Genomic DNA, 26727 nt, shown 5'->3' with positions numbered 1-26727 from the left:
GACCATGGGTGTCATCGAGGCGCATGCAGTTACCAAGCGGTACCAATCCACTCTCGCGCTCGATCGTCTCGAACTCGACATCGAGGCGGGGGAGATCTACGGCTTCCTCGGCCCCAACGGCGCGGGAAAGACGACGACGATCCGGCTGCTGCTGGGCCTGCATCGTCCGACTGCGGGCACGGTGCGCATTGCGGGCCGGGACGCGTGGGCCGATCCGGTCGCCGCGCACCGGCATTGTGCGTACGTCGCCTCGGAGGCGTTGCTGTGGCCGTCACTGACGGGAGCGGAAACCTTCCAATACCTGGAGAATCTGCGCGGCGGCTGCGATCGCGCATACCGCGACCGGCTGATCGAGCGCTTCGATTTCGACCCTGACAAGAAGGTTCGCGCGCTGTCGAAGGGCAACCGGCAGAAGGTACAGCTGGTGGCGGCGTTTGCGACCCGCGCCGAAATTCTGATCCTCGACGAACCCACCTCAGGGCTGGATCCCTTGATGGAGGCCGCTTTTCGCGAGACCGTCGGTGAGGCCCGCGACCGCGGGCAGACGGTATTCCTGTCCTCGCATGTGCTCAGCGAGGTGGAGGCCCTGTGCGACCGAATCGGCATTCTGCGGGCGGGACGGCTCATCGATGAGGGCACCCTGGCGCAGCTGCGGCACCTGTCGGCGCGGACGGTCGAGGTGAACTTCGCGCGGGACGGGGTCGATATCGCTCCGCTGCGCCTGGTCGACGGGGTCGAGGTCGTCGATGCGGTGGATCACCGTGTGGCACTGGAGGTCCGCGGTGAGATGGGACCGCTGCTGGCGGCGCTCACCGGGATGCCGGTGACGACGATCGACAGCCGGGAACCGAGCCTCGAGGAGATCTTCCTGATCCACTATCACGACGGGGTCGGCAGCAGTACCGGGAAGGACTGGGCCGGGAGCGCGGCGGAGACACGGCCATGAGCCGCGAGGCGATGCACGGGTTCGCCGTCATGGTGCGAGTACGATTGCGCGCCAACCGCATATCGCTGGCGGTGATGACGGTTTTGATGGCGGTGTTCTGCACGGCGGCGTTGCAAACATATGTGGTGGCGTTCCCGAATCAGGCGACTCGGACCACGATGCTCGCACCGCTGACGAACAACGGCGCGCTGCGCGCGCTGTACGGCTACCCCTACGACATCGGCTCGCCCGCCGGTTGGGTGGCATGGCGCAGCATGACCAGCGTCGGGATCATCATGGCCATGTGGGCGGCGATCATCACGACCGGTGCGTTGCGCGGAGAGGAAGATGCAGGCCGGGGCGATCTGGTGCTCAGCGGCGGACAGTCCCGGCGGCGCTGGTTCGCGGCGGTGCTCACGGCCACGGCCGTCGAGACTTTCGTGATCATGGTGGTGACCGTGTCCGTGCTCGCCGCGGTCGGGGTGCCGCAACATCTGCTCAGTTTCGTCGGCACCTGCGAGCTGGGCCTGCAGCTCGCATTGCCCGCGCTGCTGTTCGCCGGGGTGGGCGCCCTGACCGCGCAGCTGGCCGCCACCGTGCGTGGCGCGCGGTTGCTCGCGGCGGGAATTCTGGTGGCGGCCTTGATTATCCGCATGCCCGCCGACGTCGGCGCGGGCATTCCGTGGCTGCGATGGCTCACGCCCCTGGGCTGGTTCGAACAACTGCGCCCACCGGCCGCGCCGCCGCTGCTCACACTGGCGGCGATTGCAGTCGGAACGGCTGTGCCAGTAGTGATTTCCGCGTATCTCTTGCGGATGCGGGATATCGGCCGGGGCGTGCTCGGGGTCCGGGACAGCCGACCGCCACGGCGACTCCTGCTCGGCTCGGCGTGGCAGGCCGCCCTGCGTGATGAGATTCCGCAGCTGAGTTTCTGGTTCGGCGGGACCGTCGCCTACACCCTGCTGATGGGCGGCCTGGTCAAGACCATTCTCGACTTCATGCAGCGCACCCCGATCTATAGGCAGTTCTTCGGTCGCCAGCTCGCCGTCGACGGCTTTGTCGCCACGCTTTTTTCGCTGGTCCAGTTGCTGGCCGCGCTCTTGGCGGTGACATTGGTCGTGGCGGCCCGCAGCGAGGAATCGTCAGCGTGACAATCCGGGGGAAAGTCGTTGCCGTATCGCGGGATACGACCTCGGTTCCGGGCGGGTCCGGGACCACCAGCACCGGGCAGGGCGCGTGGCGGACGATTTCCTGGGTGATACTGCCCAGACGCGCCGTATAGGCGGACTCGGGATCATGCCCGATCACGACCAATTGCGCAGTGGCGCCGAGGCGTTCGACCACGGTCGCGGCATCGCTGACCACCGTGACGGACCGCACCTCCACATCGGGGAAGTCGCGTCGATACTGCTGCAGCTGGGCGTCGGGAACGACCGCGGTCGCCGTGTGGTGATCGGGCGGAAGCCCCGACCACATCGCGTAATCGGGTGGTGACGCCCACCGCCGCCCCTGCCACACCCGCGCCACGGTGACATCGGTGCCGTGATCCCGCGCCGCGCGGAACCCGGCGAGCAGGGCCGCACGGGCGGTGTACCAGGTGCCGACCACGACCAGGATCGAACCGTGCTCGGCTGCGGGCCGTCCGACCAGCGCGACCGAGCAGCTCGCCTCACGGGTCACCGCCAGCGCGGTGGATCCCAGCACCATTTGGGAGAGAAGCCCGACGTCCCGGTCGCCCAGCGCGATGAGCATCGCGGACCGCGAGAGCTCGACGAGCACATGATCGGCCTGCCCTCGCAGCACGGCGGAGCTGATCTCGAGCGCGTCCGCAGCCTCACCAGCGGGGTGCCGCGCGAGTATCGCGGAGCGCGCGTCCTCGAGTGCCGCGTGGGCCTCCCGATGCCGCTGCCCGCCCGGCCGGAATGCGGGCTTGTCGATCGCGGGCACGACCGAGACCAATCGCAGTGGGGCATGCCGGGCGATGGCCTCGGCCGCGGCCCACTCGGCGGCGCGCACGGCCACCCGCGAGCGGCGCGCTGATCGAGCGCTCGCGGCAGGCGCGGCTGTTGGTGGTCGGCAATCGGGGGCTCGGCGCGATCGGGCGGGCAGTGCTGGGGTCGGCGAGCACCGCGCTGCTGCATTTGGCGCAGTGTCCGGTCCTGGTGGTCCGTCAGCCATCGCAAAACCGGGCCGAAGAACCCGCCGGACAGTGACCTTCGGCCGTCACCGGCGCCCTGTCGCGCGGGCCATGCTGAGGGCACGAGAACTCCGAGGAAGGACACGGGATGTCGACTCTCCCCGATCACGACACCATCCGCGCCGCCGTGGCGCTGGCGGTGCGGGCGCCGTCGGTGCACAACACCCAGCCGTGGCTGTGGCGGGTCGGCGACACCACGGTGCACCTCTACGCCGACGACAGCCGCCGGCTGCCCTACACCGACCCGGACAGCCGGGAGCTGGTGGTGAGTTGTGGTGCGGCGCTGCATCATCTGCGCGTGGCATTGCGCGCGGTCGGCTGGGAATCGGTCGTGCACCGGTTCCCGAACCCCGCCGAGCCGAGACATCTCGCCGCCCTGGAACTCCACCACGCCGAGCCCGACGGTTCCGCCACGCGTCTGGCGCGCGCTATTGCGCGGCGGCGCAGCGACCGCCGCCGGTTCACCTCGTGGGAGGTGCCGCCCGCGCAGGTATCCGCGGTCGTCGCCGCAGGCGCGTCGGTACCGGGAGTGCAGGTCCGCGAGATCGATACGACCGGGGAGCACGCGCGACTGATGCGCGCTTTCGTAGACGCCGCGACCGCGCACCGCGGTGACGCCGGCTACAGCGCCGAGCTGGCGGAATGGAGCGGTCACCACGCCAGCGCGCAGGGCGTACCCGCGCGCAATGCGGTGGTCTCGACGGATGCGACGGTCCGGCCGTTCGGCGACCCCCGCCTGCCCGAGGCGGTCGTGAATGACACCGAGGATGCCGCGCGAATGCTGTTGGTGTGTACCGCCTCGGATGATCTGTGGGGCTGGCTGCGCGCCGGCGAGGTGGCGAGCGCGGTACTGCTCGAGGCCACCGCGCGGGGGCTGGCCACCTGCGCGCTGAGCGAACCCCTCGAAGTCACCGGTGTGCGGACCCGGATCCGCCGGGATCTGCTGGGCGACTTCGGTTATCCGCAGCTGATCATCCGGATGGGCTGGGCCGCGACCAGCGCCGCACCGGTACCCACCACACCTCGGCTCCCGCTCGAGGACATCGTCCGTCCGCTCGAATCGCTGAGCCTGTCGGGTGAGCAATAGCGAAGACACCAGAGTCAGGAGCGCACAAATGACTGAAAACCTTGCCCCGCAGGTGGATCCGAATCCACCGATCGTCGTGGCCGTGGACGGTTCGGCCGTCTCCTACCAGGCGGTGGCCTGGGGGACGCTGGATGCCGCGCGGCACGGGGCTCCCTTGCACATCGTCACGTCGATTTGCGCGCCGGCCGGGCCGTCGCCGACCGTCGTGCTCGATGCCCCCGACATGGCTTCGCTCGAACTGGATGGCGAACGCATCGTGGGTGAGGCGACCCGCATCGCGTCCGAGACGCTGCCCGGCGAAGGGGTCGAGATGTCCTCGGAAGTCACCGAGGAGCCGATCATCTCGCGCTTGATGGTCCTGTCGCGCGACGCCCGGATGGTCGTGCTCGGCAGTCGCGGACTCGGCGCGCTCCGGCGTGGGCTGCTGGGATCGGTCGCCACCGCGGTGACCCACCACGCGCACTGTCCCGTTGCCGTCATCCATTCGACCGCGGCGGCGGACCCGGTATCGGCGCGGCAGCCGGTGCTGGTCGGTGTCGACGGCACGCCGAACAGCGTTGCGGCGCTGGAGCTCGCCTTCGAGGAGGCGTCGCTGCGCAAGACCGGCCTGACCGCACTACACGCCTGGAGCGACGTCAGCGGACCCTACCTGCCGGTGTCGGGGTGGGAGACCATCGAGGAGCAGGAGCGGGCGACCTTCGGTGAGGAGATGGCCGGATACGCCGAGCGGTATCCCGATGTCCCGGTGCGGCGAATCCTGGTGAAGGATCGCCCGGTTCGCTCGCTGCTGGACGAGGCCGAACACGCGCAGCTGGTGGTCGTCGGCAGCCATGGACGGGGCGGCTTCACCGGCATGCTCCTGGGTTCTACCAGCAATGCCCTGCTGCACAGCGTCGACTGCCCGATCGTCATCGTGCGTGGCGAGTGACCGGATCACTCGGCGGCCGCCGGTTCACCCCAGCGGTACCGCCCAGTGCAGCAAGGTCCCCGCTCCCTCGGGGTTCTGGCCGAAGGAGAAGGTTCCGCCCATTTCCTCGGCCCGGAGCTGCAGGTTCTGCAGCCCGCTCGGGGTGATGTTCTCGGGGATCCCGCAGCCGTCGTCGGAGACCAGCACGGTCAGATCGTCGGAGACGTCGATGGTCACCGCGATCGTCTCCGCGCCGGCATGCCGCACCGCATTGGAGACCGCTTCACGCACCACGGCTTCGGCATGGTCGGCGAGTTCGGCCGCCACCACCGACAGCGGCCCGGTGATGCGCAACGACGTGCGCAGGCCGGCATCGGCGGTGTGCGTGCGGATCGCCTCCTCGATCCGCTGCCGCAGCCGGGTACTGCTCGCCGCGCCGCCGTGCAGGTCGAAGATCGAGGTGCGGATCTCCTGCACCACATCCTGCAATTCGTTGATGACGTCCGAGATCCGGTCGCGCACTTCGGCCGAACGGGCGCGGGCGACGGTGCCCTGCAGGCTGAGACCGGCCGCGAAGAGCCGCTGGATGACATGGTCGTGCAGGTCGCGGGCGATGCGGTCGCGATCGGTCAGCACGTCGAGTTCGCGCATGCGCTGCTGGGCCTCGGCCAGCTGGATCGCCAGTGCGGCCTGATCGGTGAAAGCGCCTGCCAGTTCTTGTAATTCATCCGCGAACGGGAGAGCGCCGACCGCGCGGACCATGACCAGCACACCGAAGGTCGACTCCTGGGCGTTGAGCGGCAGGATCAGCGCGGGTCCCGCGTCGAGCGCGGTGTCGAGGCCGAGATCGTCGCTGTGGTCGAGGCACAGGACCACACCCTGGCGGAATGCTCGTCCGATTGCCGTCCCGGATGTGTGGACCACTCCGGCGTGATCGTGACCGTTCGGGCCGGCGCACTGACTGATCCGCAGCCTCTCGGCGTCACTGTGGTTGCTGTCGGGTTCGTCGTCGACTGCCAGGAACGCCCATTCCGATTCGGTGAGCGTGCGCACGTGCATCACGACGTGGGCGAGAACCTGCTCGGGATCGGTTCCGGCCAGGAATTCGGTGGCGATGTCGCGGGTGGCTTCGATCCAGGCTTGGCGGGTGCGGGTGGACTGGTAGAGCCGGGCGTTGTCGATCGCGATTCCGGCGGCCGCGGCGAGGGCCTGCACGATGACCTCGTCGTCCTCGGTAAAGGGTTGGCCGCCGGACTTCTCGGTCAGATACAGGTTGCCGAAGATCTCGTCGCGGATCCGGACGGGCACGCCGAGGAAGGTCCGCATCGGGGGATGGTGGTCCGGAAAGCCGACCGACGAGGGGTGATCGGCGATGTTGTCCAGGCGGATCGGCTTGGGCTGGCTGATCAGCAGACCCAGCACGCCGCGGCCCTCCGGGAGATCGCCGATCCGAGCTCGCATCTCCTCGTCGATGCCTTCGTAGATGAACTGCTCGAGCTGATCGTCCGCACGGACGCCGAGCGCACCGTAGCGGGCGTCGACGAGGCTGATGGCGGTGTGCACGATGGTGCGCAGGGTTTGGTCCAGATCGAGCCCCGAGGTCACCGAGAGCATCGCCTCGACCAGACCGTCCATACGGTCGCGAGCGTCGATGATCTGTTCGACACGGTCCTTGACCTCGGTGAGCAATTCCCGCAGCCGCAGCTGGGAGAGGGTGTCACGTACCGAGTAGGAGCCGTCGGGCTCAACGGTCATCACGTGTTTCCTGTACTCGTGTCGGGGCGCGCGACTTGTTCTGTTACAGCTGCTCCATTTTAGGCGCGCGCCCGACGACGATAGTGCAGGTGAGTGGCCGGCAGTGTCACCTCCGGTCCGGCTGGGCAAGGGCGCGGTCCAGGAGCACGCGCTGCTCGGCGGCTGCGACGGCGCGCCGGGTGCGCTGGACCGCATCGGGCGAGACGGACACCGACGTGATGCCCGCGCGCACCAGATGCTCCACGAATTCCGGATGAGTGGAGGGTGCCTGGCCGCACAGCGACGAGGTGATGCCGAGCCGGCGGGCGGTGGTGACGATCTGCTCGATGGCGTCCAACACCGCCGCATCGGATTCGTCGAACAGTTCGGCGCACTCCTCGGAATCGCGGTCCACGCCCAGCATGAGCTGGGTCAGATCGTTGCTGCCGATGGAGATTCCGTCGATCCCCAGTTCGACGTACTCCGGTAGCCGGTAGATCACCGACGGCACCTCGGCCATGACCCAGCGGTGGAGGCCCCGCTGGCGTCCGAGCGGGCTCGAGTCGACGAGCTCGAGGCACCGCTCGAGTTCCCAGCGGGTGCGGACGAACGGGATCATCAGGTGCACGTTCGGGGTCTGTTCGCGCACGCGTGCGAGCGCGGCCAGTTCGAGCCGGAACATCTCCGGCTGGCGTACGTAGCGGTAGCAGCCCCGGAACCCGATCATCGGGTTGTGCTCCCGGGGCTCGTAGATTTCGCCGCCCTCGAGTGCCCGGAACTCGTTGCTGCGCATATCGCTTGCCCGATAGACGACCGGGCGCGGCGCGAAGGCAGAGCTGATCCGTTGGATGGAGGTCGTCATGCTCTGGACGAACTTCTCGTCCTCGCCGCGGGCGATGAGATCGCGGGGATGCCGGCCGCCGAGCGCCTGGGTCAGCAGGACCTCGGCGCGCAGCAGGCCGACCCCGTCAGCGTCGCCGGCGGCGGCGCGTTCGGCGACCTCGGGCAGCGCGAGATTCACGTACACGCGGGTCGCGGTGGCCTCGGGTGCGGTGGTCTCGGGGACCGGACGCGGCACCGCGGTGATCGTGGCCGGAAGCGGGTTTCCGGCGTAGACCTGGCCGGCGGACCCGTCGACGGTGACCTCCTGGCCGGTGGTCAGCTGGGCGGTGGCCGTGCGGGCTCCGACGATGCACGGGATACCGAGTTCGCGCGCCACGATGGCCGCGTGGCAGGTCATGCCGCCGCTGTCGGTCACCACGGCGCCGGCCCGCGACAGAGTCGGCAGCCAGTCCGGATTGGTCATGGGAGCGACCAGGATCTCGCCGTCGCCCAGCGCGGATCCCTCTGCGGGCGAACGTAATACGCGCGCGGGCCCGGTGGCGCGACCGGGTGCCGCGGCCAGCCCGCGCACCAGCACCCGACCCTCGACGGTGTGCGCCAGTTGCGGTTTCGCCGCGGCGTCGCCGGGCAGTACGGTGATCGGCCGTGCCTGGACCAGCCAGAGGTGCTCGTCGTCGAAGACCCATTCGACGTCCTGGGGGCGGCCGTGGTGCGCCTGCACCTCGAGCGCGAGCCGGGCCACGGCGACGGCCTCGTCGTCGGTGAGCGCCGGCGCCTCGGCCTCGGATTCGGAGAGCTGAATTCGCTGATCGCCGTCCGCGCCGGGCACGATGGCGAAGCTCTGGCGGCCGACCTCGGTGGTGAGCAGTGTCGGTCCGGCTGCGTCGAGGACGTAGGTGTCGGGTGTGACGGCGCCGGACACCACCACCTCGCCCTGGCCGCGCGCGGCGTCGATGACGATGCGATCGAGCGAACCGGTGGCCGGGTCGGCGGTGAAGGCCACGCCGGCCGTGCGGGCGGCCACCATCTGCTGCACCACCACGGCCATCTCGGGCCGATTGTGCATGCCGCGCCGCGCCCGATAGGTCAGCACGCGCGGGGAGAACAGCGATGCCCAGCAGTCGGTCAGCGCGGTGATCAATTCTTCGTCGCTGTGAATATTGGTGTGGGACACGTTCATTCCCGCGAATGATGCGGTCGCGCTGTCCTCGCCGACGGCCGAGGAACGCACGGCCACGGTAACCGCGTCGCCGAGCCGGTGATAGGCCGACAGCACGGCATCGCGGACGGCCGGCGACATCGGGGTGTCGTGCACGAATTCCCGCATGCGGCGGCACAGCTCGTCGAGCTGCTGTGTCTCGTCGCGGGTCGCGCCCTGCGCTGCCGCGAGCCCTCGGGTGTGCAGTTCGTCGAGTTCCGGGCCGTGCGTACCCGCGCAGATCACCTCTTCGTAGGCGGATTTCAGCACGACGAACCCCGGTGGCACGGGCAGCCGCGCCGCGACCAGTTCGCCGAGATTGGCTCCCTTGCCGCCGGCGCGGTCGGCGTCGGTCAATCGCAATTCATCGAAGGTGGCGACGTAGTCACCCATGACGGCTCCAGTTCCTTTTCGATCCGGGCAGCATGAGCAGCAACAGGATCGGGACGGCGAGGATGAACAAGGCCGACAGCATCGCCAGCGGCGAGGCGCCGCTGAGTTCGAGGCCGGTGACCACGAAGGGAAGTGCGATGACGAACAGGGGGGCGTGCCGGATCGTCACTGCTGCGCCTCCGGAGTCTCGAAAATACCTGCGGAGGTGAGGACGTCACTGAAATCGGTGCCGAGCAGCACGCGCCGCAGGGGCACGGGAAGTTGTGCCAGCACGTGGTCGAGCTGGCCGGGGGAGAACAGCTGGGCCAGCGCGTCGGTGACCGCCGCGGACATCCGCCTCGCCTCTTCCGTCGACACGTCGGCCGTCCGGGCGAATTGGTCGAGGAACGACTGTGGATCATGGCGCACGGGAACACGTCCCGGCGTCCAGCCCTCGTAGTAGACACCGCGCAGCAGCGTGGGCAGCTGGGCGCTCAGGTGTGCGGCCACGCCGATGTCGAGGCGATCGCGAACGGTGTGCAGCCAGGCGCGCAGGGCCCGGTGCGCCTGCATCCGGTCGTCGGTGCCGAGCCGGTCGGCGACGGTGCGCAGCCAGATGCGGCCGGTATGGATCGCCGGGGCGAATGGATCGGTGTGATGGCTCATCGGCATGGCCTTTCGCGGAAACGGGATGACCGGGGGTGCGGGTCAGGGGTGGGTCGGAGTGGCCTTGGCCTGCGGCAGGTGCAGAGCCTGTGCGATGGTGTCGGTCCAGATCGTGATGTCGGACCAGTCGCGCAGGTCCCCGTAGCGGGCACCGCCGAGCAGGCGATACATGGCGCGCGCGGGCAGCGAGACCCCGGCGCGTTCGTAGTGCCCGGCGAACGCGTGGAAATCACGCGGTGCAATCGAGTCACGCAGGGCGGCAATCTTCTTCGGGACGAGATGGCCGATGCGGCGCCCGGTCGGACCGACCAGGGCCGGCCCCAGCCCGACGCTGAACAGCCACACCGGGTAAGCCTGGAGTTCGTGGCGATGCGACCGGACGAATCCGGCCATCTCCGGCAGCAGGGCCAGATCGTGCACGGCGCTGCCCAGCACGATGGCATCGAAGGGCGTGAGTTCGGGAGCGTGTTCGACGTCGGCGACCTCGACGGTCGCACCGCGGGCCATGAGGTAGGCGCCGATGAAATCGGCGATCTCACGGGTGGATCCCTGGGCGGTGGCGTAGATGACGGCGACGCGGGGAGCGGTGGTTTCCATGCATCGAGCCTTCTCGCGTGGCCGGATTTCGGTGAGAGGACTCCTACCCGTGGTGACCGGGACCATGGTCCTCGACCGCCTCAGCCGGCCGCCGCGGCGGGATGGGACAGGTCGGCCAGTGCGGCGGCGAGCAATCGACGGGCCTCTGCGGCCGGTCCGGTGAGCTCGGACCTGGCCAGGACCTCGGCGAGCAGCGTGGGATCGGTGGCCTCCACGAGCACGCCGGTCCGATCGGCCCGCACGACGACATTGCAGGGCAACAACAATCCCGCCTCCCGGTCGACGGCGAGGGCCCGACCGGCGAGCTGCGGGTTACAGGCTCCGAGGATCAGGTACTCCTCGATGTGCTCACCGGTCCCCTCCCGGAGGGCGGCCTGGACATCGAATTCGGTCACGACGCCGAATCCGTGCTCTCGCAATACGATCCGGGTGCGGTCCACGGCGTCGGGGAACGTCGCGTCGAGGTGGACGGCGATGGCTGCGGCTGGGGCCACCGGAATGCGAATCTCGGTGATCAGCAGGCGGGGATCGCTCACCTCGTCGGGGCCGATGAGATACGCCTCTGTCGGCGGCCCGATGGGTCGATAGCCGTTGCCCTGCAGCCACTCTCGCAACGCGCGGTACCCGGCGTCGATGTGGTGATAGCCGCCGCGATGGCAGGTGCGGGCAACCAGCGCCGGCGACTGGATGGTCAGCTCCGCACCCGAACTCGGGCCGAGGGCGGGCGCGGCCTCGATGGGGAGCCCGAAATCGACGACGATGGCATCCTCGGCGGGCAGTTCCCGATGGAAGGTGATCGTCGGCGCGCCGTTCGCGACCAGCCCGGCCTGCTCGGCGACCTCCGCCAGCCGGTTCATGCCGCCGACAATGCCCTCGCTCAACAGGTCCGGGCGGATCTCGAGCGGTATGCGCAGCACCGCCTGCGGCGGCGTCTCGCACACGTTCACCCGGTACTCCATGACGCGCCTCCTTGGATGGTTCGTGCGTTCAGCGTGCGTCCGGACGCGCGGGCGGCACAGAGGACAAGGTCACGGTGGCGGGGGAACAAACGCACAGCCGTGCGGGGCGATCGGCCGGCAGGCCCGGGTCATGATTACAGCCGTTCGTCGGCGGCGAGGGCGAAATAGTTCTCCTCCTCCTGCACGAAGTGCAGGCGCAGCACGGCGTGCAGGCCGTAGAGGCAGGCCAGCAGGTCGTCGATCTGATCCGGGTCGAATCCGCCACGCGCGTGGGCCAGTTCGAGATGGGTACCGATGCGGGTGGCCAGCCGCTGGATCTCGGCGTGCGCGCGGCTCATGGTGGCGGTTGCCTCGGTGCCGCCGAGCGGCGCGGCGAGCGCGGGATAGAGCTGGGTCTCCTCGGCCACCTCATGGGGCAGCAGGTCCTCGATCAGAAAGCGGTGCACGCTGTCCAGTGCCGCGAGGGCAGCGTCGTCGGGGCGGTCCGCGACCCGGTCGGCGACCGCGCGGAGCTTCGCGAGGGCGTCCTGCAGTACATCGTGTTCGGCGGCGAACCGGTGGAGCAGCTCTTCGGTGTCCGCCGGGAGGTCGAGGCGGGCGGCCGGATTGCCGCGCAGTGCTCGCAGCGCGTTCAGGATGACGGCGACGTCGATGGCCTCCTGAAGCAGCGCGCCCGCCGCGGGCGGTAGCCAGCCGACGGCCGCGACGACCATGGCCGCCAGCGACAGGGTCATGCCGACGGTCGCGCTCTGGACCGCGATGCGCCGCGACCAGCGGGCGATGTCCATGGCGTCCGCGAGCCGGTCCAGCCGATCGGTGGTGAGCACGATGTCGGCGGCCTCGGACGAGGCGGTCGAACCCCGCGCTCCCATGGCCACTCCCACCGTGGCGGCGGCGAGGGCGGGCGCGTCGTTGATACCGTCGCCCACCATGACGGTCACCTGCTGCCGGCTCTCCCGGCGCACCGCCTCGACCTTGTCGGCCGGGCTCTGGCCCGCGTAGACCTCGTCGAGGCCCAGCACCGTCGCGACCTCGCGCGCGGGCTCGGGACGATCACCGGTGAGCATGACCAGGCGGTTCAGCCCGGCCTCACGCAGCCGGCGCAGGGTGCGGGGCGCCTGCCGCCGCAAGGGATCCCGCAGCAACACGACACCCCGGGGGTCGTCGTCGACGACGATCCAGGCGACGGCGGCGGAGTCCAGCCGTGCCCGATTCATCACCGGCCGCGCCCATTCCGGGGTGATCATCGACTCCGGCAGCTTCCCCACCTGTACGCGATGACCGTCGACCGTGCCGGTGACGCCGCGACCCGCCTGCTCGGAAACCGCTGTGGCGACGGCGAGCTGGAGCTTGCGGGCCAGCGCCTCGGTCACGATCGCCTCGGCCAGCATGTGCGGCGACAGCTGATCCACCGAGGCGGCCAGCTGCAACAGCCACGCTTCATCCGCGCCCGGAGCGGCGGCGACCTCCGTGACCACGGGCCGCCCGGCCGTGACGGTGCCGGTCTTGTCCATGACCAGAGTTGTTGCGCGACCGAGATTTTCCAACGCCCCGCCGTCGCGCACCACCACGCCGACCCGCGACGCACGTGACAGCCCCGACACGATGGCAACGGGCGCGGCCAGCAACAACGGGCACGGTGTCGCGACCACGAGCACCGCCACCGCACGCACCGGCGATCCGCTGAACCAGTACGCGGCACCCGCGACGAGCAGGGTCAGCGGGAGAAACCACACGGCATAGCGGTCCGCCAACCGGACCGTGGGCGCGGTGGCGGCTCCGGCTTCGCGTGCCAGCCGCACGATCCCGGCGTAGGTGCTGTCGTCGGCCGTCGCGGTGGCCCGCATCTCGAACACGCCGCCGGCATTGAGCACGCCGCTGCGCACCGGCTCCCCGGGGGCGCGCTCGACCTGGAGCGGTTCACCGGTCAGTGCCGATTCATCCAGTGCCGCAACGGTATCCATGATCCTGCCGTCGGTGGGAACCACCTCGCCGGCGGCGATCACCAGGATGTCGCCCGGAACGATCTCATCGAGATCGACGACCCGCACCACGTCCCCCCGCCGTAGCCGTGCCGACCGCGGCGCTCGCTCGAGCAGGGCCCGCAGGTCCCGGGCGGCGCGCCGCTCGGCGGCGGCATCGAGCGCATGCCCGCCGCTGAGCATGACCGCGATCAAGGCGCCCGCGAGGTACTCGTGCACCCAGAGCGTGCCGGCCAGCGACAACACCGCGATGAGGTCCACTCCGGCGCGCCCGCGGCGCAGCGCTGCGACAACCCACCACACCGCCGGGACCATGGCCACCACCGTGCCCGCGGCCCAGCACCGGTCGGCCACTGCTGTCGCCCCGGCGGCCCAGGCGATGCCACCGGCGACCAGCGGTGCGATCGTCCCGGCCAGCAGCGCCGTTCCGAGGACACCGCCGGCTCGATCGATCCAACCCTGGAAGCGTGAATCGGCCACCATGGCTCTCGTCCTTTCGCCGGGTGTGCATTCCCGACCAGTGCATCGCAGTTGTCCAAAGGAGCGACAGGGCCACAGTCCCCGAACACCACTGCCCTTCGTCCCGGTCGTGGTCGTGGTCGGCCCACGGTTCGTGGGCTGTGCCGTGTCCGATGGATGCTCGAGACAGGACCTTCGGCCCTGTGAGGGGCGCTGTGCGGATGCTGACATGGATCGAGGGATTTGTCGTGCAGGGGATCAGGTGAGAAAGGGTGTCAGTTGATGCGTGGGTATCAGTTCGCTCCGCGCGCCACCGTGAGTCTGGGGCGCGCGGAAGCACTGCGGCTGCTGGCCGGTGTTCCGTTCGGGAGGGTCGTCTTCACTCGCGACGCGTTGCCCGCTGTGCGGCCGGTGAACCATCTGGTCGACGAGGGCGAGATCATCGTCGTGCGGACCCGGCTCACGTCTCGGCTGACCTCGACCGTGCGTGCGGATTCGAATGTGGTGGTGGCCTACGAGGCCGACGACATCGACCCCGTGGCCGGGCTGGGATGGTCGGTAGTGGTGACTGGGATCGCCCGCACCGTGACGGATCCGGAACGGGTCGCACGCTACGAGCGCCTGCTGCAGCCGTGGGTCGACGGGGAGATGGACACCATCGTCGCCATCGAGCCGACCCTGGTGACCGGGGTGCGGCTCGTGGCGAAGCAGGCGGTTTAGCGGGTTCAGGACGCGGAAGTGCCCGCCGCCGAAGGCGTTCCGGTGGCGAAACGCGCAGCGCGACGGCGCAATCGATGATCGGGCCGGCGGTCGCGGGCAGCCGGGACGGCGGGGGGTGTCCGGAAGAACCAGTGCTTCGCGGTTTCCGCCAGCGCGAGGTAGACGACGATCATGGCGAGCAGCGCGACGAAGAAGGCGCCGGGCAGCGGCTGGAAGCCGAGCGAGGCGGCCAGCGGCGTCACGGGCAGCAGTGCGCCGATTCCCACCGCGGCCAGCGCGGCGGTGAGCAGGGCGACGCTCGGGTGGCTGCGGAAGAAGGGCGTTCTGCGGGTGCGGATCACGAACAGCACCAGGGTTTGGGTGGCCAGCGATTCGACGAACCAGGCGGTGTGGAAGAGAGCTTCGCCCGCGTGGAAGACCCACAGCATGATGCCGAAGGTCGCGAAGTCGAACACCGAGCTGATGGGACCGAACACCAGCATGAATCGCCGGATCAGCCCGATGTCCCAGCGCGCGGGCCGGGCCAGCTGCTCCGCGTCGACGTTGTCGGTGGGGATCGCGAGCTGGCTGGAGTCGTAGAGCAGATTGTTGAGCAGGATCTGCGAGGGCAGCATGGGCAGGAACGGCAGGAACGCGGAAGCGCCCGCCGCACTGAACATATTGCCGAAATTGCTGGACGTGCCCATCAAGACGTACTTCATGGTATTGGCGAATACGCGCCGGCCCTGGGTGACGCCGTCCGCCAGGACCTGCAGGTCCTTCTCGAGCAGCACGACGTCGGCGGCGTCCTTGGCGACGTCGGTGGCGGCGTCCACGGAGATTCCGACATCGGCGGCGTGCAGGGCGAGCGCGTCGTTGACGCCGTCGCCGAGGAACGCGACATCGACGCCGAGCGACCGCTGCGCGCGAACGATGCGCGCCTTCTGCTCGGGATCGATGCGGGCGAAAACTGTTGTGGTGGCCAGCTTCCCGGTGAGCTCGGCGTCGGTGAGCCGGTCGAGGTCGGCGCCCGACAGGGTGTCGCCCGCCGGTAGGCCCAGCTGTTCGCAGACCCGCGCGGCCACTGTCGGATGATCGCCGGTGATGACCTTGACCGCGACGCCGAGCGTGGCCAGGCGGCTGATCGCCTCGCGCGCAGAGGCTTTCGGCGGGTCGAGGAACACGAGGAACCCGGCCAGCCTCAGACCGGTCTCGTCGGCGGCCGTCAGCGACGTCCGCCCGGGCGCCGGACGGGTCGCGACGGCGACCACGCGGTGCCCGGCTGCGAACTCGGCGCCGAGCGCCGCGGTGGCCGCATCCGGCACGTTCTCGCAGCAGGCGAGGACGGCTTCGGGTGCTCCCTTCGTAATGATCGTGCCCCCGGTGCGCGGTGCATCGACCAGGACCGAGACCATGCGCCGCCGATGATCGAAAGGCAGTGTGGCGAGCCGGGTGTGCCGCTCGGCGCCGTCCCGCGGTGCGAGCGCCGCGGCCCACAGTGCCGTGTCGAGTGCGTCACCGCCGGCGAGCCGGCCGTTCTGGATCACGCCGTCGGTGCAGGCCATGCCCAGCTCGATGACATTTCCGTCGGCGTCCGGTTCGGCGGCGACCGCGCGCATGAATTCGATCCGCCCCTCGGTCAATGTGCCGGTCTTGTCGGTGAACAACACTTCGATGTCGCCGAGATCCTCGATGCAGACCAGCCGCTTCACCAGCACCTTGCGCTGCGCCAGGATTCGTGAACCTGCCGCCAGGCTGGTCGACACCACCGCCGGCAGCAGTTGCGGGGAAATGCCGACCGCGATCGCCAGCGAGAACATCAGCGCGTCCAGCAGCGGCCGGTGCAGCACCAGGTTCACCCCGAAGATGCCGATCGTCAGAACCGCGGCGACGCGCACCAGCAGCATCGAGAACCGGCGCAGCCCGGCCTGGAACTCGGTCTCGGGCTCCCGGCGCGCCAAACCGACGGCGATACGGCCGAATTCGGTGTCGCCGCCCGTCGCTGTCACGACGCCGCGGCCGGTCCCGGCGGCGACCACCGTGCCCATGAGTGCGCAGCAGGCCAGCTCGGACACTGGGCTTCCGGCTGCTACCGGGTCGGTCGACTTGATCACCGGTTCCGGCTCGCCGGTCAGTACCGATTCATCGCACTGCAGTCCGGTCACGGACAACAGCCGCAGGTCCGCGGGCACCAGCTCACCCGGCCGCAGCTGGACGATGTCGCCCGGTACCAGCTCCGCGAGGTCGACCGATCGTGCCTGCCCGGCACGCGTCACCACGACTCGATGCCGGATGCGCTCGTGCAGTGCGGCCGCCGCCTGCTCGGCACGGAATTCGTTGACGGTGCCCAGGCCGACGGACATCGCCACGATCACCCCGATGACCACCGCATCGCTGCGCTCGCCGAGGAAGAACGACACCACAGCGGTCACGGCGAGCAGCAGCAGGAGCGGCGAGCGCAATTGCCGCGCGATGACCGGTCCGATGCGCGCGCGATGCGCCTGAATGGCGTTCGGCCCGAAAAGGCGTGCCCGTCCGGCATATTCGGATTCGGTCAGCCCTTCGTCGCCGGTGGCCAGCGTGGTCAGAATCTGGTCGGTGGGCTGCGCCGCGGCGGTCGTGGCGGGTACGGCCCGAACCGTGTGCGGCAGCGTGCGATTCGTGGCCAACGACAGCGCGTGATCGTGCATACAGTAGAGGGTTCCGCTGTCCGGGCCGGGCCGATAGGGCCTGCTCGCATCGAGGGATGGGACCAAAGACCTTGCCGCCGAGGACTTGCCGCGCTTGGACCGCAGTTCGCTCTACTGCGGACGCGGATGGTCGCCACGCAGCTTGGACGCGTAGACCGCGGCCTGGGTGCGGCGCTCCATGCCGAGCTTGGCGAGCAGCCGGGAGACGTAGTTCTTGACCGTCTTCTCCGCGAGGAACATGCGTTCGGCGATCTGCCGGTTGGTCAGCCCGTCGCCGAGCAGGTCGAGAAGTTTGCGCTCCTGGTCGGTGAGCCCGGCCAGCGGGCCGTCGGACTGGGTGCTGCGGCGCAGCCGATCCATCAGGGCCGCGGCGGCGCGGTTGTCCAGCAGCGAGCGCCCGGCGCCGACCTCCTTGATGGCCTTCGCCAACTCCATGCCCTTGATGTCCTTGACCACGTAACCGCTGGCTCCGGCGAGGATCGCGTCCATCATGGCCTGCTCGTCGGTGAACGAGGTGAGGATGAGGCAGCGCAACGCATCGACGCGCGAGAGCAGATCACGGCAGAGTTCGATGCCGTTCCCGTCCGGCAGCCGGACATCGAGGACCGCGACATCCGGTTTCAGCGCCGGGATTCTGGCCAGGGCCTGGGCCACATCGGAGGCTTCACCGATGACGGTGAGTTCCGGGTCGCCCTCGAGCAGGTCGACGAGTCCCCGGCGAACGATCTCGTGATCATCGACGAGAAAAACCTTGATCATGGCCGGTTCCCAATCTGTAGGTCGTCGTGGTCCAACATAGCTCTCCGGGGGCGGGTTACCGGGGATGGCCGGACGGAGCAGGGCCGCCGGGGGTGGCGGGAGCGGTGACCTCCAGGATCTGTGCGAGGGGCAGCCGTGGGGTATGCGTCGGCTGGCGGTCGGAGGCGGGCACCGTGCCGACTCGCACCAGCGCCTGTGGCTGCTCCACGCGGCCGGTGAGCTCGCGGATCACCGCTCGGCTCTGCGGCACTTCGGTGACGTGGGTGATGGGGCAGGTCGCGTATCCCGCGACCGTGCATTCGAGCAGGATGGTGGACAGCGCCTCGCCGCAGCGCACCAGGTCGGCGGAGGTGCTGCCGCTGGACACCACGAGGACCACGGACTCGTCGTCCTGGACATCGGCGCGGCGCGGCTCGTCGCCGACGGCCGGGAACACGCGGCTCAGATCGACCCGCTCGCGCTCCTCGGCGGACACCCGGGCCGTCGGCGGGATACCCTCCGCGGGGAGCGAATGCCCTGTCCACCACTGCAATTCGGCTTGATAGCCGGAATCGTAGCGGCGTATCGCCGCGGTGAGCCGCGAGGCGCGGGCGAGCTCGGTGCGGGCCTCGGGCGGCAGCACGGTGATCACCGCGTCCGGCGGGTCGACGATGACCGGCAGCACCGGTTCGAATTCGCGCCAGTCCGCCGGTGCGGTGAAGGGGAGCCGGTCGGTGTAGCGAACCGTGATGGCGTCGGCCCGGTCCCGGTCGGCGTCGGTCACGATCCGCGCCGGCTCGAAGGTCACCGTCGCCAGCTGATCGTGCCGGTTGGGGTTGGGGAAGTAGGTGACCTGCGTCTGCCATCCGGCCGCGGCCAGCGCGGCGCGCAGATGCCCCAGCGCGACGCCACAGCTGATCAGCATCTGCCGACCGGAGTGGTCGGTGGCCGCGAGCATGCGCGATGGCACCGAGAACAGGTGCAGGGCATCGCCGTCGAAGACCCAGCGCCACGGCTGGCTGTTGTGCAGGGAGGGCGCGCGACCGGCCAGCCGGACTGCCTGCTCGATCGTGTCGCCGCTGGGTAGTTGGCTCATGGATTCACGCTAGGACGGGTGGCGTCCGCGCTACAGGGGCCGTTGGTCCTCGTTGCGGTGCTACAGGACCCTTGGCCCGGCGCCCGGACGCACGCACGCTGAAGCCGTGGACGACAACATGCGGCCCGCGCCGCTGATCGACGCGCGGCGCCATGACGCGGTGATCTTCGATATGGACGTGGTGGCCGGCAGCGCCCGCGACGGCGTCCCCGTGTTCGACTCCACCGTGGCCCTGGTGCGGCGCCTGCAGACCGCGGGTATCGGTGTCGCGGTGTTCTCCGTTGGCCGCAACTGCGCCGACGTGCTGCGGGCTGCCGGCATCGGAGACCTGTTCGCGGTGCGGGTGGACGGCACCGTGGCGGCGGAACTGGGGCCGGCGGGCAAGCCTGGCCCGGCGATGCTGCTCGAGGCCGCGCGCCGGCTGGGGGCGGAGCCGGAACGGACCGCCGTCGTGGTGGACGCGGAGGCCGGTGTCGCGGCGGGCCGGGCCGGCGGATTCGGTCTGGTGATCGGCGTCGACCGGGGCGGGCACGGCGATCGGCCGGCCGGGCGCGGGGCCGATGTGGTGGTGCCCGACCTCGATCGGGTGTTGCTGCGCAACGGTTTCCGGCGGATGTCGGAGGTGCCGGAGGCGGTCGCGGGGCGGCTCGGTGACCTGCTCGACACCGAAAAGGCCTGCGTCCTGCTCGATTTCGACGGTACGCTGTCGGCCATCGTCCCCGATCCGGCGGCCGCGACCCTGGTGGAGGGCGGCGCTGCGGCGCTGACGCGGCTCGCGGCGCAGTGCCCGGTCGCCATTGTCAGCGGGCGTGAGCTGGCGGATCTGCGCGACCGGGTCGGTGTCGAGGGCCTCTGGTACGCCGGGTGTCACGGCTTCGAATTGCAGGCCCCGGACGGCACGACGTGTGTGCACGATGCCGCTCCGGGCGCGGAACGCGCGCTGGTGGCGGCAGCGCAGGAGCTGGCGCGGTCGTTGAGCGCGATCGAGGGGATCCTGGTGGAGCACAAGCGCTTCGCGGTCGCGGTGCACTATCGGCGGGTCGCCCCGGAACAGGTCGGCGCGGTGACGGCCGCCGTGCACGCGCAGGCGCACCAGCGTGGCCTGCGCGTGACGGGCGGACGCAAGGTGGTCGAACTGCGGCCGGACATGGACTGGGACAAGGGCACCGCGCTCCAGTGGATCCTCGGCCACCTCGTCACGCCGATGCTGCCGATCTACATCGGCGACGACCTCACCGACGAGGACGCCTTCGACGCCGTGGAGGCCGAGGGTATCTCGATCGTGGTCCGGCACGACGAGAACGGCGACCGGCGGACCGCCGCCCGCTTCGCGCTGCCCGGACCCGAGGGCGTGCGCCCCTTCCTCGACGATCTGGCCACCCTGCTGGCCGCCGAATCCGCTGGGGCCGTGTCGGATTCGTGGGTGTTCGCCTTCGACGGGTACGACCCGGCGCACGAGCGGCTGCGGGAGGCGCTGTGCACCGTCGGAAACGGATATCTCGCCACCCGCGGGGCCGCGCCGGAGTGCGCGGCGGGGGAGCACCACTACCCGGGTACCTATGTCGCCGGTATCTACAACCGGCTCTCCGATCAGATCGCGGGTCGCACGGTCGACAACGAGAGCCTGGTGAACCTGCCGAACTGGCTGCCGGTCACCTTCCGCATCGGCGACGGCGACTGGCTCGACATCGACGCCGTCGAATTGCTGTCCTATCGCCAGGAATTCGATCTGCGCCGGGCAGTCCTGCTGCGGCACTTCCGCTTCCGGGACGGCACCGGCCGCATCACCGCGGTGCGGCAGCGGCGGTTCGTGGCCATGCACGCGCCGCACCTGTGCGCGCTCGAGACCGCGGTGACCGCCGAGAACTGGTCGGGGACAGTGGTCTTCCGCTCGACGGTGGACGGCGCGGTGAGCAACAGTCTGGTGGCGCGGTATCGGGACCTGTCGGGGGATCACCTCGAGCGGGTGTCGGCGCAGGAGCTGTCACCGGAATCGGTGCTGGTGGTGGTGCGCACCGGGCAATCCGGGATTCCGGTTGCGACCGCGGCGCGCGGCACGCTGTACCGAGAGGGTGTGAAGCTGTGTCCCGCTACGGAGCTCGTCGAGAGCGACGGGTCGATCGGGCACGACCACGGCGTCGCGATGGCCGAGGGCGACACCGTCGTGCTGGAGAAGATCGCGGCCGTGGTCACCGGCCGCGACCACGCGGTCTCGGCCCCGGACGACGAGGCCGCGCGCGCACTGCGCAGTACCGGCGGGTTCGCCGACCTGCTCGAATCGCACACGGCCGCCTGGGAACACCTCTGGGATCGGCTCCGAATCGATCTGGGCGGCGGTGAGCACGCGACCCGGGTGATCCGGTTGCACCTGCTGCATCTGGTGCAGACCCTCTCGCCGCACACCGCCGATCTGGACGTCGGGGTCCCCGCGCGGGGTCTGCACGGCGAGGCCTATCGGGGGCACGTCTTCTGGGACGAGCTGTTCGTGCATCCGGTGCTGAGTCCTCGCTTCCCACGACTCGCGCGCGGTCTGCTGCGGTACCGATACCGGCGATTGCCGGAGGCGCGGCGCGCGGCGGCCGCCGCCGGGTTGTCCGGGGCGATGTTCCCGTGGCAGTCCGCCTCCGACGGCCGGGAGGAAAGCCAGCTCATGCATCTGAATCCGCTGTCGGGGCATTGGAATCCGGATCCGAGCCCGCGCGCCCACCATATCGGCAGTGCCATCGCCTACAACGTCTGGCAGTACTTCCAGGCGACGGGCGACCTCGAATTCCTCACCGACTACGGCGCCGAGCTGATGGTGGAGATCGCCCGGTACTGGGCGAGCCTGGCCGACTACGACCCGCGCCACGACCGGTATCACCTGCGCGGGGTCATCGGGCCCGACGAATTCCACACCGGTTCGCCGAGCGCACCGGGATCCGGCGTGGACGACAATGCCTACACGAATGTGATGGCGGTGTGGACGTTGCTGCGGGCGCGCGACGCGCTGGCCCGGTTGACGCCCCGTGCACGGGCGGAACTGCTCGAATCGCTGCGGGTCTCACCGGTGGAACTGGCGCGGTGGGAGCATGTCGGGCGGCGGATGTACGTGCCCTTCCACGACGAGGTCATCAGCCAGTTCGACGGTTACGAGCAACTGGCCGAACTGGATTGGGACGGCTACCGGCAGCGCTACGGCGAGATCCAGCGGCTGGATCGCATCCTCGAGGCCGAGGGCGACGACGTCAACCGCTACCGGGCCGCCAAACAGGCCGATGTCCTGATGCTGTTCTATCTGCTCTCCGCCGACGAATTGCGGGAGGTGCTCGGACACCTCGGCTACGACCTCCCCGGGGAGATGATTCCGCGGACGATCGACTACTACCTGGCCCGCACGTCGCATGGTTCGACGCTGAGCGCGCTGGTCCACGCCTGGGTGCTGGCCCGCGCGCACCGGGCGCGGGCGATGGAGTTCTTCGACCGGGTGCTGGACTCCGATATCGCCGATATCCAGGGCGGGACCACGCAGGAGGGAATCCACCTCGGCGCCATGGCCGGAACCATCGACCTGGTCCAGCGGTGCTTCACCGGAATGGAGATCCGGGCCGATCGCCTCATCTTCAACCCCTGCTGGCCCGACGAGCTGGGGGAGCTGCGCTTCTGGATCGTCTACCGCGGGCACCGGCTCGCGATCAGGGTCAGCGCCTCCGATCTGGAGGTCGCCGCCGATCCGGGCGTGGCGGACCCGGTGGAGATTCATTACGACGGATTCACCGAACTGCTGCCGGCGGGGGCGACGATCCGAATGCCGGTGAGCCGCAAGGCATCCGATCCGGATCCGCTCACGACCGCAGCCGATTGACGCCCCATCGGGCCAGCCCGATCGCGACGGCCAGGTATTCGACGAGCGCGAGATACACCAGAACCGCGCCGTAGAGCCGGGCCCAGAGGGAGATGTAATCGGTGGCGGCGGGAACCGCGACCACCATGCCCGCGCCGAGGACCAGGGCCACGGTCGCGGCGGCATGAGGAGTTGCGGGAGAATTCATGGCAGCAAGCTTTGTCGCGGCCCGCGCGAATCAGCAGGGCCGATGTACCCGACTCCGGTGGGACCAACGGCGTCCGAGGTGCCACACCGCCCGGCCCGGCCGCCGTGCAGAGGGGTCTTTGGTCCTCACACCGAGGACGATCGCCCGCAGAGGGCGGTCAGGTTCCGTTCCTACCGTGAGAGTACGAGCCCTGCCCCGGGCGCCGACGACTTCACCGGAGGTCACGATGACAAACCAGGAACTCGACGATCCGCATCGGCTGGCCTCGGCGCCCGTGGTGGTCGGCGTGGACAATTCGGAAGGTTCGGCGCGGGCGGTGCACTGGGCCGCGAACTACGCCGCACAGTGGCGGCGGCGACTGCACATCGTCCACGGCCTGGATCTGGTGGCGGTCAGCCGTGGCGTCGGTCCCTACGCGGTGGCGGCGCCGTCGCTGGCCGAGGCCGTCAAGGCCGCCGGTGCGGCGGCCATCGCCCGGGCCCGGCTGGCCGCCGGCGACTACGAGCCGGAACTGACGGTCTCGTCCGCGGTGTCGACGGACAGTCCCGCCCGGGTGCTGATCGATCTCAGCGAGTCCGCGTTCGCGGTGGTGATCGGTGCGACCGGGACGGCCGGCACGCTCTCGCATCTGGGATCCACCCTGTTCTCGGTGACCAGTCACGCCCGGGGCGCGGTGGTCGTGGTGCGGCCGGATCCCGACGCGGCCAATGCCGTTCGCGGCTCGGGTCCGGTCGTGGTCGGCGTGGACGGCAGCCGCGTGAGCGAGGCCGCGATCGGCGCGGCGTTCGCCGAAGCCTCCGAACGGGAGGTGGGGTTGGTCGCCGTCCATGTCTTCAGCGATTGGGACACGGGGCAATTCGCCGACGCGGTGATCCCGGTGGTGACCGCGGAGCTGGCCGGTATCGAGGAAGCCGTGCTGGCCGAGCGGCTGGCCGGCTGGCAGGAGAAGTATCCGGATGTCTCGGTGAGCCGCGAGGTGTTCGCCTCCGGGCCCGCCGGGCGGCTGGGGGAGCTGTCGAAGACCGCGCAGCTGGTCGTGGTCGGCAGCCGCGGTCGTGGGGGATTCCTGGGAATGCTGCTCGGATCCACCACCCAATCCCTGGTGCAGCACGCGCACTGCCCGGTGATGGTCGTGCACGCCGATGACGAGGAGACGAAGCGATGACGCTGACCATGCCCGGCGCCGGAACCGGAATCCGGGACGACCTGATCGATCTGGACGCGTGGTGGCGGGCCGCCAACTATTTGGCCGCCGGGCAGATCTACCTCGTGGACAACCCGCTGCTCACCGAGAAGCTGCGGCCCGAGCACATCAAGCAGCGGCTGATCGGCCACTGGGGAACCGTGCCCGGGGTTACCCTGACCTACGCCCACCTCAATCGGATCATCATGCGGACCGGGCAGCAGATGCTGTTCGTGCTGGGTCCCGGGCACGGTGCCGCGGCGCTCACCGCCGCGACCTGGCTCGAGGGCACCTATTCGCTGCGGCACCCGGAGGTCGGCCAGAACCTGGCCGGGATGCGAGAACTGTTCCGGCAGTTCTCCTTCCCGGGCGGTGTCCCCAGCCATGCCTCACCGCATCTGCCGGGTTCCATCCACGAGGGTGGCGAACTGGGCTATTCGCTCGCCCATGCCACCGGCGCGGCGCTGGACAATCCGAATCTGGTGGTGGCGTGCATGATCGGTGACGGCGAGGCCGAAACCGGGGCCCTGGCCACCAGCTGGCACGGGTCGCTGTTCCTGGACCGCGTCACCGACGGCACGGTGCTGCCGATCCTGCACCTCAACGGCTACAAGATCGCGAATCCGACGCTGCTGGCGCGCATGCCGCGCGGCGAGCTCGACGCCATGCTCAGCGCGCAGGGCTGGGAGCCGATGTATGTCGACGGCGACAATCCGGCCGAGGTCCACGACCGGTATGCGACCGTGCTCGACGAGGCGATGGAGCGGATCCGGGAGATTCGCGAGTTCGCCGAGCGCGGCCTGGGTCCGCGCGACCCCTGCCGGCCGATGATCGTGTTGTCGACTCCGAAGGGGTGGACCGGTCCGGCGACGGTGGACGGCGTGCGCGTCGAGGGCACCTTCCGGGCGCACCAGGTGCCATTGTCGGGCGTGCGCGAGAATCCGGAACGCCTTGCGCAACTGGAGGACTGGTTACGGTCCTATCGGCCCGAGGAGCTCTTCGACGACGACGGCCGTCCGGTGGACCGGATCGCGCGCCTGCATCCCGAGCACCTGCAGATGAGCGCCAATCGCGCCGCGCACGGTCACGACAGCGTCGATCTGCAGCTGCCGTGCCCGACCGACTACGCCCTCGAATTCCCCGCTCCCGGAACCGAATCGGCGGAGGCGACGCGGGTGCTGGGCGGGTATCTGCGCGACGCGCTGGTCGAGAATCCGCACAATCTGCTGTTCTTCTCGCCGGACGAGCACACCTCCAATCGCCTGGACGCCGTTCTCGAGGTCACCGGCCGGCGCTGGCGCGCCAGGCGGATCGCGGGCGATGATCGGCTGTCCCCGGACGGCCGCGTCTTCGAGGTGCTGTCGGAGCATCTGTGCCAGGGCTGGCTGGAGGGTTATCTGCTGACCGGCAGGCACGGTGTGTTCTCCACCTACGAGGCCTTCGCACACATCATCGACTCGATGGTGGTGCAGCACGCCAAATGGCTGCACATGGCGGCGGAATTCCCCTGGCGCGAGCCGATTCCCAGCCTGAACTACCTGATCACCTCGCACGTGTGGCGGCAGGATCACAACGGGGCGTCGCATCAGGATCCCGGATTCATCGACCACGTGCTCAGCAAGCGGCCCGAGGTCAGCCGGGTATACCTGCCGCCGGACGCCAACTGCCTGCTGCACGTCTTCGACCACTGCCTGCGCAGCCGCGGCCGGGTCAATGTCGTGGTCGCCGGGAAGCAGCCCGCGCTGCAATACCTCGACGACGAGGCGGCGCGAGTGCACTGCGAGCAGGGTCTGGGCGTCTGGCACTGGGCGAGTTCGGATTCCGATCGTCCCGCCGAGGTCGTGCTGGCCTGTGCCGGGGACGTCCCCACCCAGGAAGCCCTGGCCGCCGCGGCGCTGCTGCGAGAACTCGTGCCGGACTTGGCGATCCGTTTGGTCAACGTGGTGGACCTGGCCCGCCTGTTCCCGCCGGATCGCCATCCGCACGGGATCTCCGACGAGGAATACCGCTCCGTCTTCACCGACGCGCCGGTGATCTTCGCCTTCCACGGCTACCCCTGGCTCATCCACCGCATCGCCTACCGCCGCCCCGGCCACGACGTCATGCACGTCCACGGATTCACCGACAACGGCACCACCACAACACCTTTCAGCATGTGCGCCATGAACGGCATCGACCGCTTCACCCTGGCGGCCGCAGCCCTTGCCGAGGTGCCGCGCCTGTCCGAACAGCTCGCCCCGCTCACCGAGGAGCTCACAGCCCGCCGTGAGGCCGCCGACGCCTACGCCCGCCGCTACGGCATCGACCCACCGGAGATCACCGACTGGCGCTGGCCCGCCTAGCCCGGGGGTGGCGCATTAGGTT

The 26727-nt window shown here is 69.7% G+C and carries 20 protein-coding genes; 8 read left to right on the top strand and 12 right to left on the bottom strand.

The genetic code is table 11. The features are described 5' to 3' along the window. The first annotated feature begins 4 nt into the window (after positions 1 to 4). Positions 5 to 946, top strand: a complete 942-nt coding sequence (locus ACFXN1_RS11545; protein WP_379436736.1) for an ATP-binding cassette domain-containing protein — start codon at positions 5 to 7, stop codon at positions 944 to 946. A 975-nt stretch (positions 947 to 1921) separates the two neighbouring features. Here ACFXN1_RS11545 and ACFXN1_RS11540 read toward each other — a convergent pair. Further along, a complete protein-coding gene (locus ACFXN1_RS11540) occupies positions 1922 to 2941 on the bottom strand; it encodes a universal stress protein (protein ID WP_379436735.1) in 1020 nt (339 codons plus the stop codon). On the opposite strand from ACFXN1_RS11540, the gene ACFXN1_RS11535 reads away from it, so the two are divergent. The 3 genes from ACFXN1_RS11535 (at position 2848) to ACFXN1_RS11525 (ending at position 5137) form a co-directional block, all read left to right on the top strand. After that, positions 2848 to 3138 (top strand): universal stress protein, encoded by a 291-nt coding sequence (locus tag ACFXN1_RS11535; RefSeq protein WP_379436733.1) that lies wholly within the window; start codon positions 2848 to 2850, stop codon positions 3136 to 3138. The genes ACFXN1_RS11540 and ACFXN1_RS11535 overlap by 94 nt on opposite strands. Positions 3139 to 3210: 72 nt before the next feature. Then, entirely contained in the window at positions 3211 to 4209 is a 999-nt protein-coding gene (locus ACFXN1_RS11530) for an Acg family FMN-binding oxidoreductase (protein WP_379436731.1), read from the top strand. A gap of 28 nt (positions 4210 to 4237) precedes the next feature. Next, positions 4238 to 5137, top strand: a complete 900-nt coding sequence (locus ACFXN1_RS11525) for a universal stress protein (protein WP_379436730.1) — start codon at positions 4238 to 4240, stop codon at positions 5135 to 5137. A 24-nt stretch (positions 5138 to 5161) separates the two neighbouring features. Here the strand turns inward: ACFXN1_RS11525 and ACFXN1_RS11520 are convergent, their stop codons facing one another. The 7 genes from ACFXN1_RS11520 to ACFXN1_RS11490 form a co-directional block, all read right to left on the bottom strand. Beyond that, positions 5162 to 6871 (bottom strand): GAF domain-containing sensor histidine kinase, encoded by a 1710-nt coding sequence (locus ACFXN1_RS11520; RefSeq protein ID WP_379436728.1) that lies wholly within the window; start codon positions 6869 to 6871, stop codon positions 5162 to 5164. A 106-nt stretch (positions 6872 to 6977) separates the two neighbouring features. Beyond that, positions 6978 to 9284, bottom strand: a complete 2307-nt coding sequence (gene ppsA, locus ACFXN1_RS11515) for a phosphoenolpyruvate synthase (RefSeq protein WP_379436727.1) — start codon at positions 9282 to 9284, stop codon at positions 6978 to 6980. Then, positions 9277 to 9453, bottom strand: coding sequence for a hypothetical protein (locus tag ACFXN1_RS11510; protein ID WP_379436725.1), 177 nt, complete (start codon positions 9451 to 9453; stop codon positions 9277 to 9279). Before ACFXN1_RS11510 ends, ppsA begins: the two co-directional genes overlap by 8 nt. Next, the gene (locus ACFXN1_RS11505) at positions 9450 to 9929 is read right to left on the bottom strand and encodes a DUF2267 domain-containing protein (protein ID WP_379436724.1); all 480 of its coding nucleotides are present in this window, start codon (positions 9927 to 9929) and stop codon (positions 9450 to 9452) included. Before ACFXN1_RS11505 ends, ACFXN1_RS11510 begins: the two co-directional genes overlap by 4 nt. A 42-nt stretch (positions 9930 to 9971) precedes the next feature. Then, entirely contained in the window at positions 9972 to 10526 is a 555-nt protein-coding gene (locus ACFXN1_RS11500; protein WP_379436722.1) for a flavodoxin domain-containing protein, read from the bottom strand. Positions 10527 to 10606: 80 nt separating this feature from the next. Then, on the bottom strand, positions 10607 to 11485 hold the full coding sequence (locus ACFXN1_RS11495; RefSeq protein ID WP_379436720.1) for a DUF302 domain-containing protein: 879 nt from the start codon (positions 11483 to 11485) through the stop codon (positions 10607 to 10609). Between the two features lie 134 nt (positions 11486 to 11619). Beyond that, positions 11620 to 13950, bottom strand: coding sequence for a heavy metal translocating P-type ATPase (locus ACFXN1_RS11490; RefSeq protein WP_379436719.1), 2331 nt, complete (start codon positions 13948 to 13950; stop codon positions 11620 to 11622). 258 nt (positions 13951 to 14208) lie between these two features. Between ACFXN1_RS11490 and ACFXN1_RS11485 the strand changes: the two genes are divergently transcribed. Next, positions 14209 to 14646 (top strand): pyridoxamine 5'-phosphate oxidase family protein, encoded by a 438-nt coding sequence (locus ACFXN1_RS11485; RefSeq protein WP_379436717.1) that lies wholly within the window; start codon positions 14209 to 14211, stop codon positions 14644 to 14646. Positions 14647 to 14651: 5 nt separating this feature from the next. On the opposite strand, the gene mgtA is transcribed toward ACFXN1_RS11485, so the two are convergent. From mgtA to ACFXN1_RS11470, 3 genes are all read right to left on the bottom strand, one after another. Further along, a complete protein-coding gene (gene mgtA / locus ACFXN1_RS11480; protein ID WP_379436716.1) occupies positions 14652 to 17315 on the bottom strand; it encodes a magnesium-translocating P-type ATPase in 2664 nt (887 codons plus the stop codon). A gap of 111 nt (positions 17316 to 17426) precedes the next feature. Beyond that, on the bottom strand, positions 17427 to 18074 hold the full coding sequence (locus ACFXN1_RS11475) for a response regulator (protein ID WP_379436714.1): 648 nt from the start codon (positions 18072 to 18074) through the stop codon (positions 17427 to 17429). Positions 18075 to 18129: 55 nt separating this feature from the next. Beyond that, positions 18130 to 19149: an Acg family FMN-binding oxidoreductase gene (locus ACFXN1_RS11470; RefSeq protein WP_379436713.1), complete on the bottom strand. Its 1020-nt coding sequence runs from the start codon at positions 19147 to 19149 to the stop codon at positions 18130 to 18132. 118 nt (positions 19150 to 19267) lie between these two features. Here ACFXN1_RS11470 and otsB point away from each other — a divergent pair, with 118 nt between their 5' ends. Continuing rightward, the gene (otsB, locus tag ACFXN1_RS11465) at positions 19268 to 22993 is read left to right on the top strand and encodes a trehalose-phosphatase (RefSeq protein ID WP_379436834.1); all 3726 of its coding nucleotides are present in this window, start codon (positions 19268 to 19270) and stop codon (positions 22991 to 22993) included. On the opposite strand, the gene ACFXN1_RS11460 is transcribed toward otsB, so the two are convergent. After that, complete coding sequence (locus ACFXN1_RS11460; protein ID WP_379436711.1) at positions 22974 to 23180, bottom strand: hypothetical protein; 207 nt, start codon at positions 23178 to 23180, stop codon at positions 22974 to 22976. The genes otsB and ACFXN1_RS11460 overlap by 20 nt on opposite strands. 226 nt (positions 23181 to 23406) lie before the next feature. Between ACFXN1_RS11460 and ACFXN1_RS11455 the strand changes: the two genes are divergently transcribed. Both ACFXN1_RS11455 and ACFXN1_RS11450 read left to right on the top strand, forming a co-directional pair. Further along, a complete protein-coding gene (locus tag ACFXN1_RS11455) occupies positions 23407 to 24345 on the top strand; it encodes a universal stress protein (protein WP_379436710.1) in 939 nt (312 codons plus the stop codon). Then, a complete protein-coding gene (locus ACFXN1_RS11450; RefSeq protein WP_379436708.1) occupies positions 24342 to 26705 on the top strand; it encodes a phosphoketolase in 2364 nt (787 codons plus the stop codon). Before ACFXN1_RS11455 ends, ACFXN1_RS11450 begins: the two co-directional genes overlap by 4 nt. Positions 26706 to 26727: the final 22 nt, after the last annotated feature.

The sequence above is a fragment of the Nocardia sp. NPDC059154 genome, from assembly GCF_042755705.1.
Taxonomy (GTDB): domain Bacteria; phylum Actinomycetota; class Actinomycetes; order Mycobacteriales; family Mycobacteriaceae; genus Nocardia.
The sequence above is the reverse complement of the archived record's forward strand: the minus strand, read 5'-3'. Positions and strand labels throughout refer to the sequence as shown.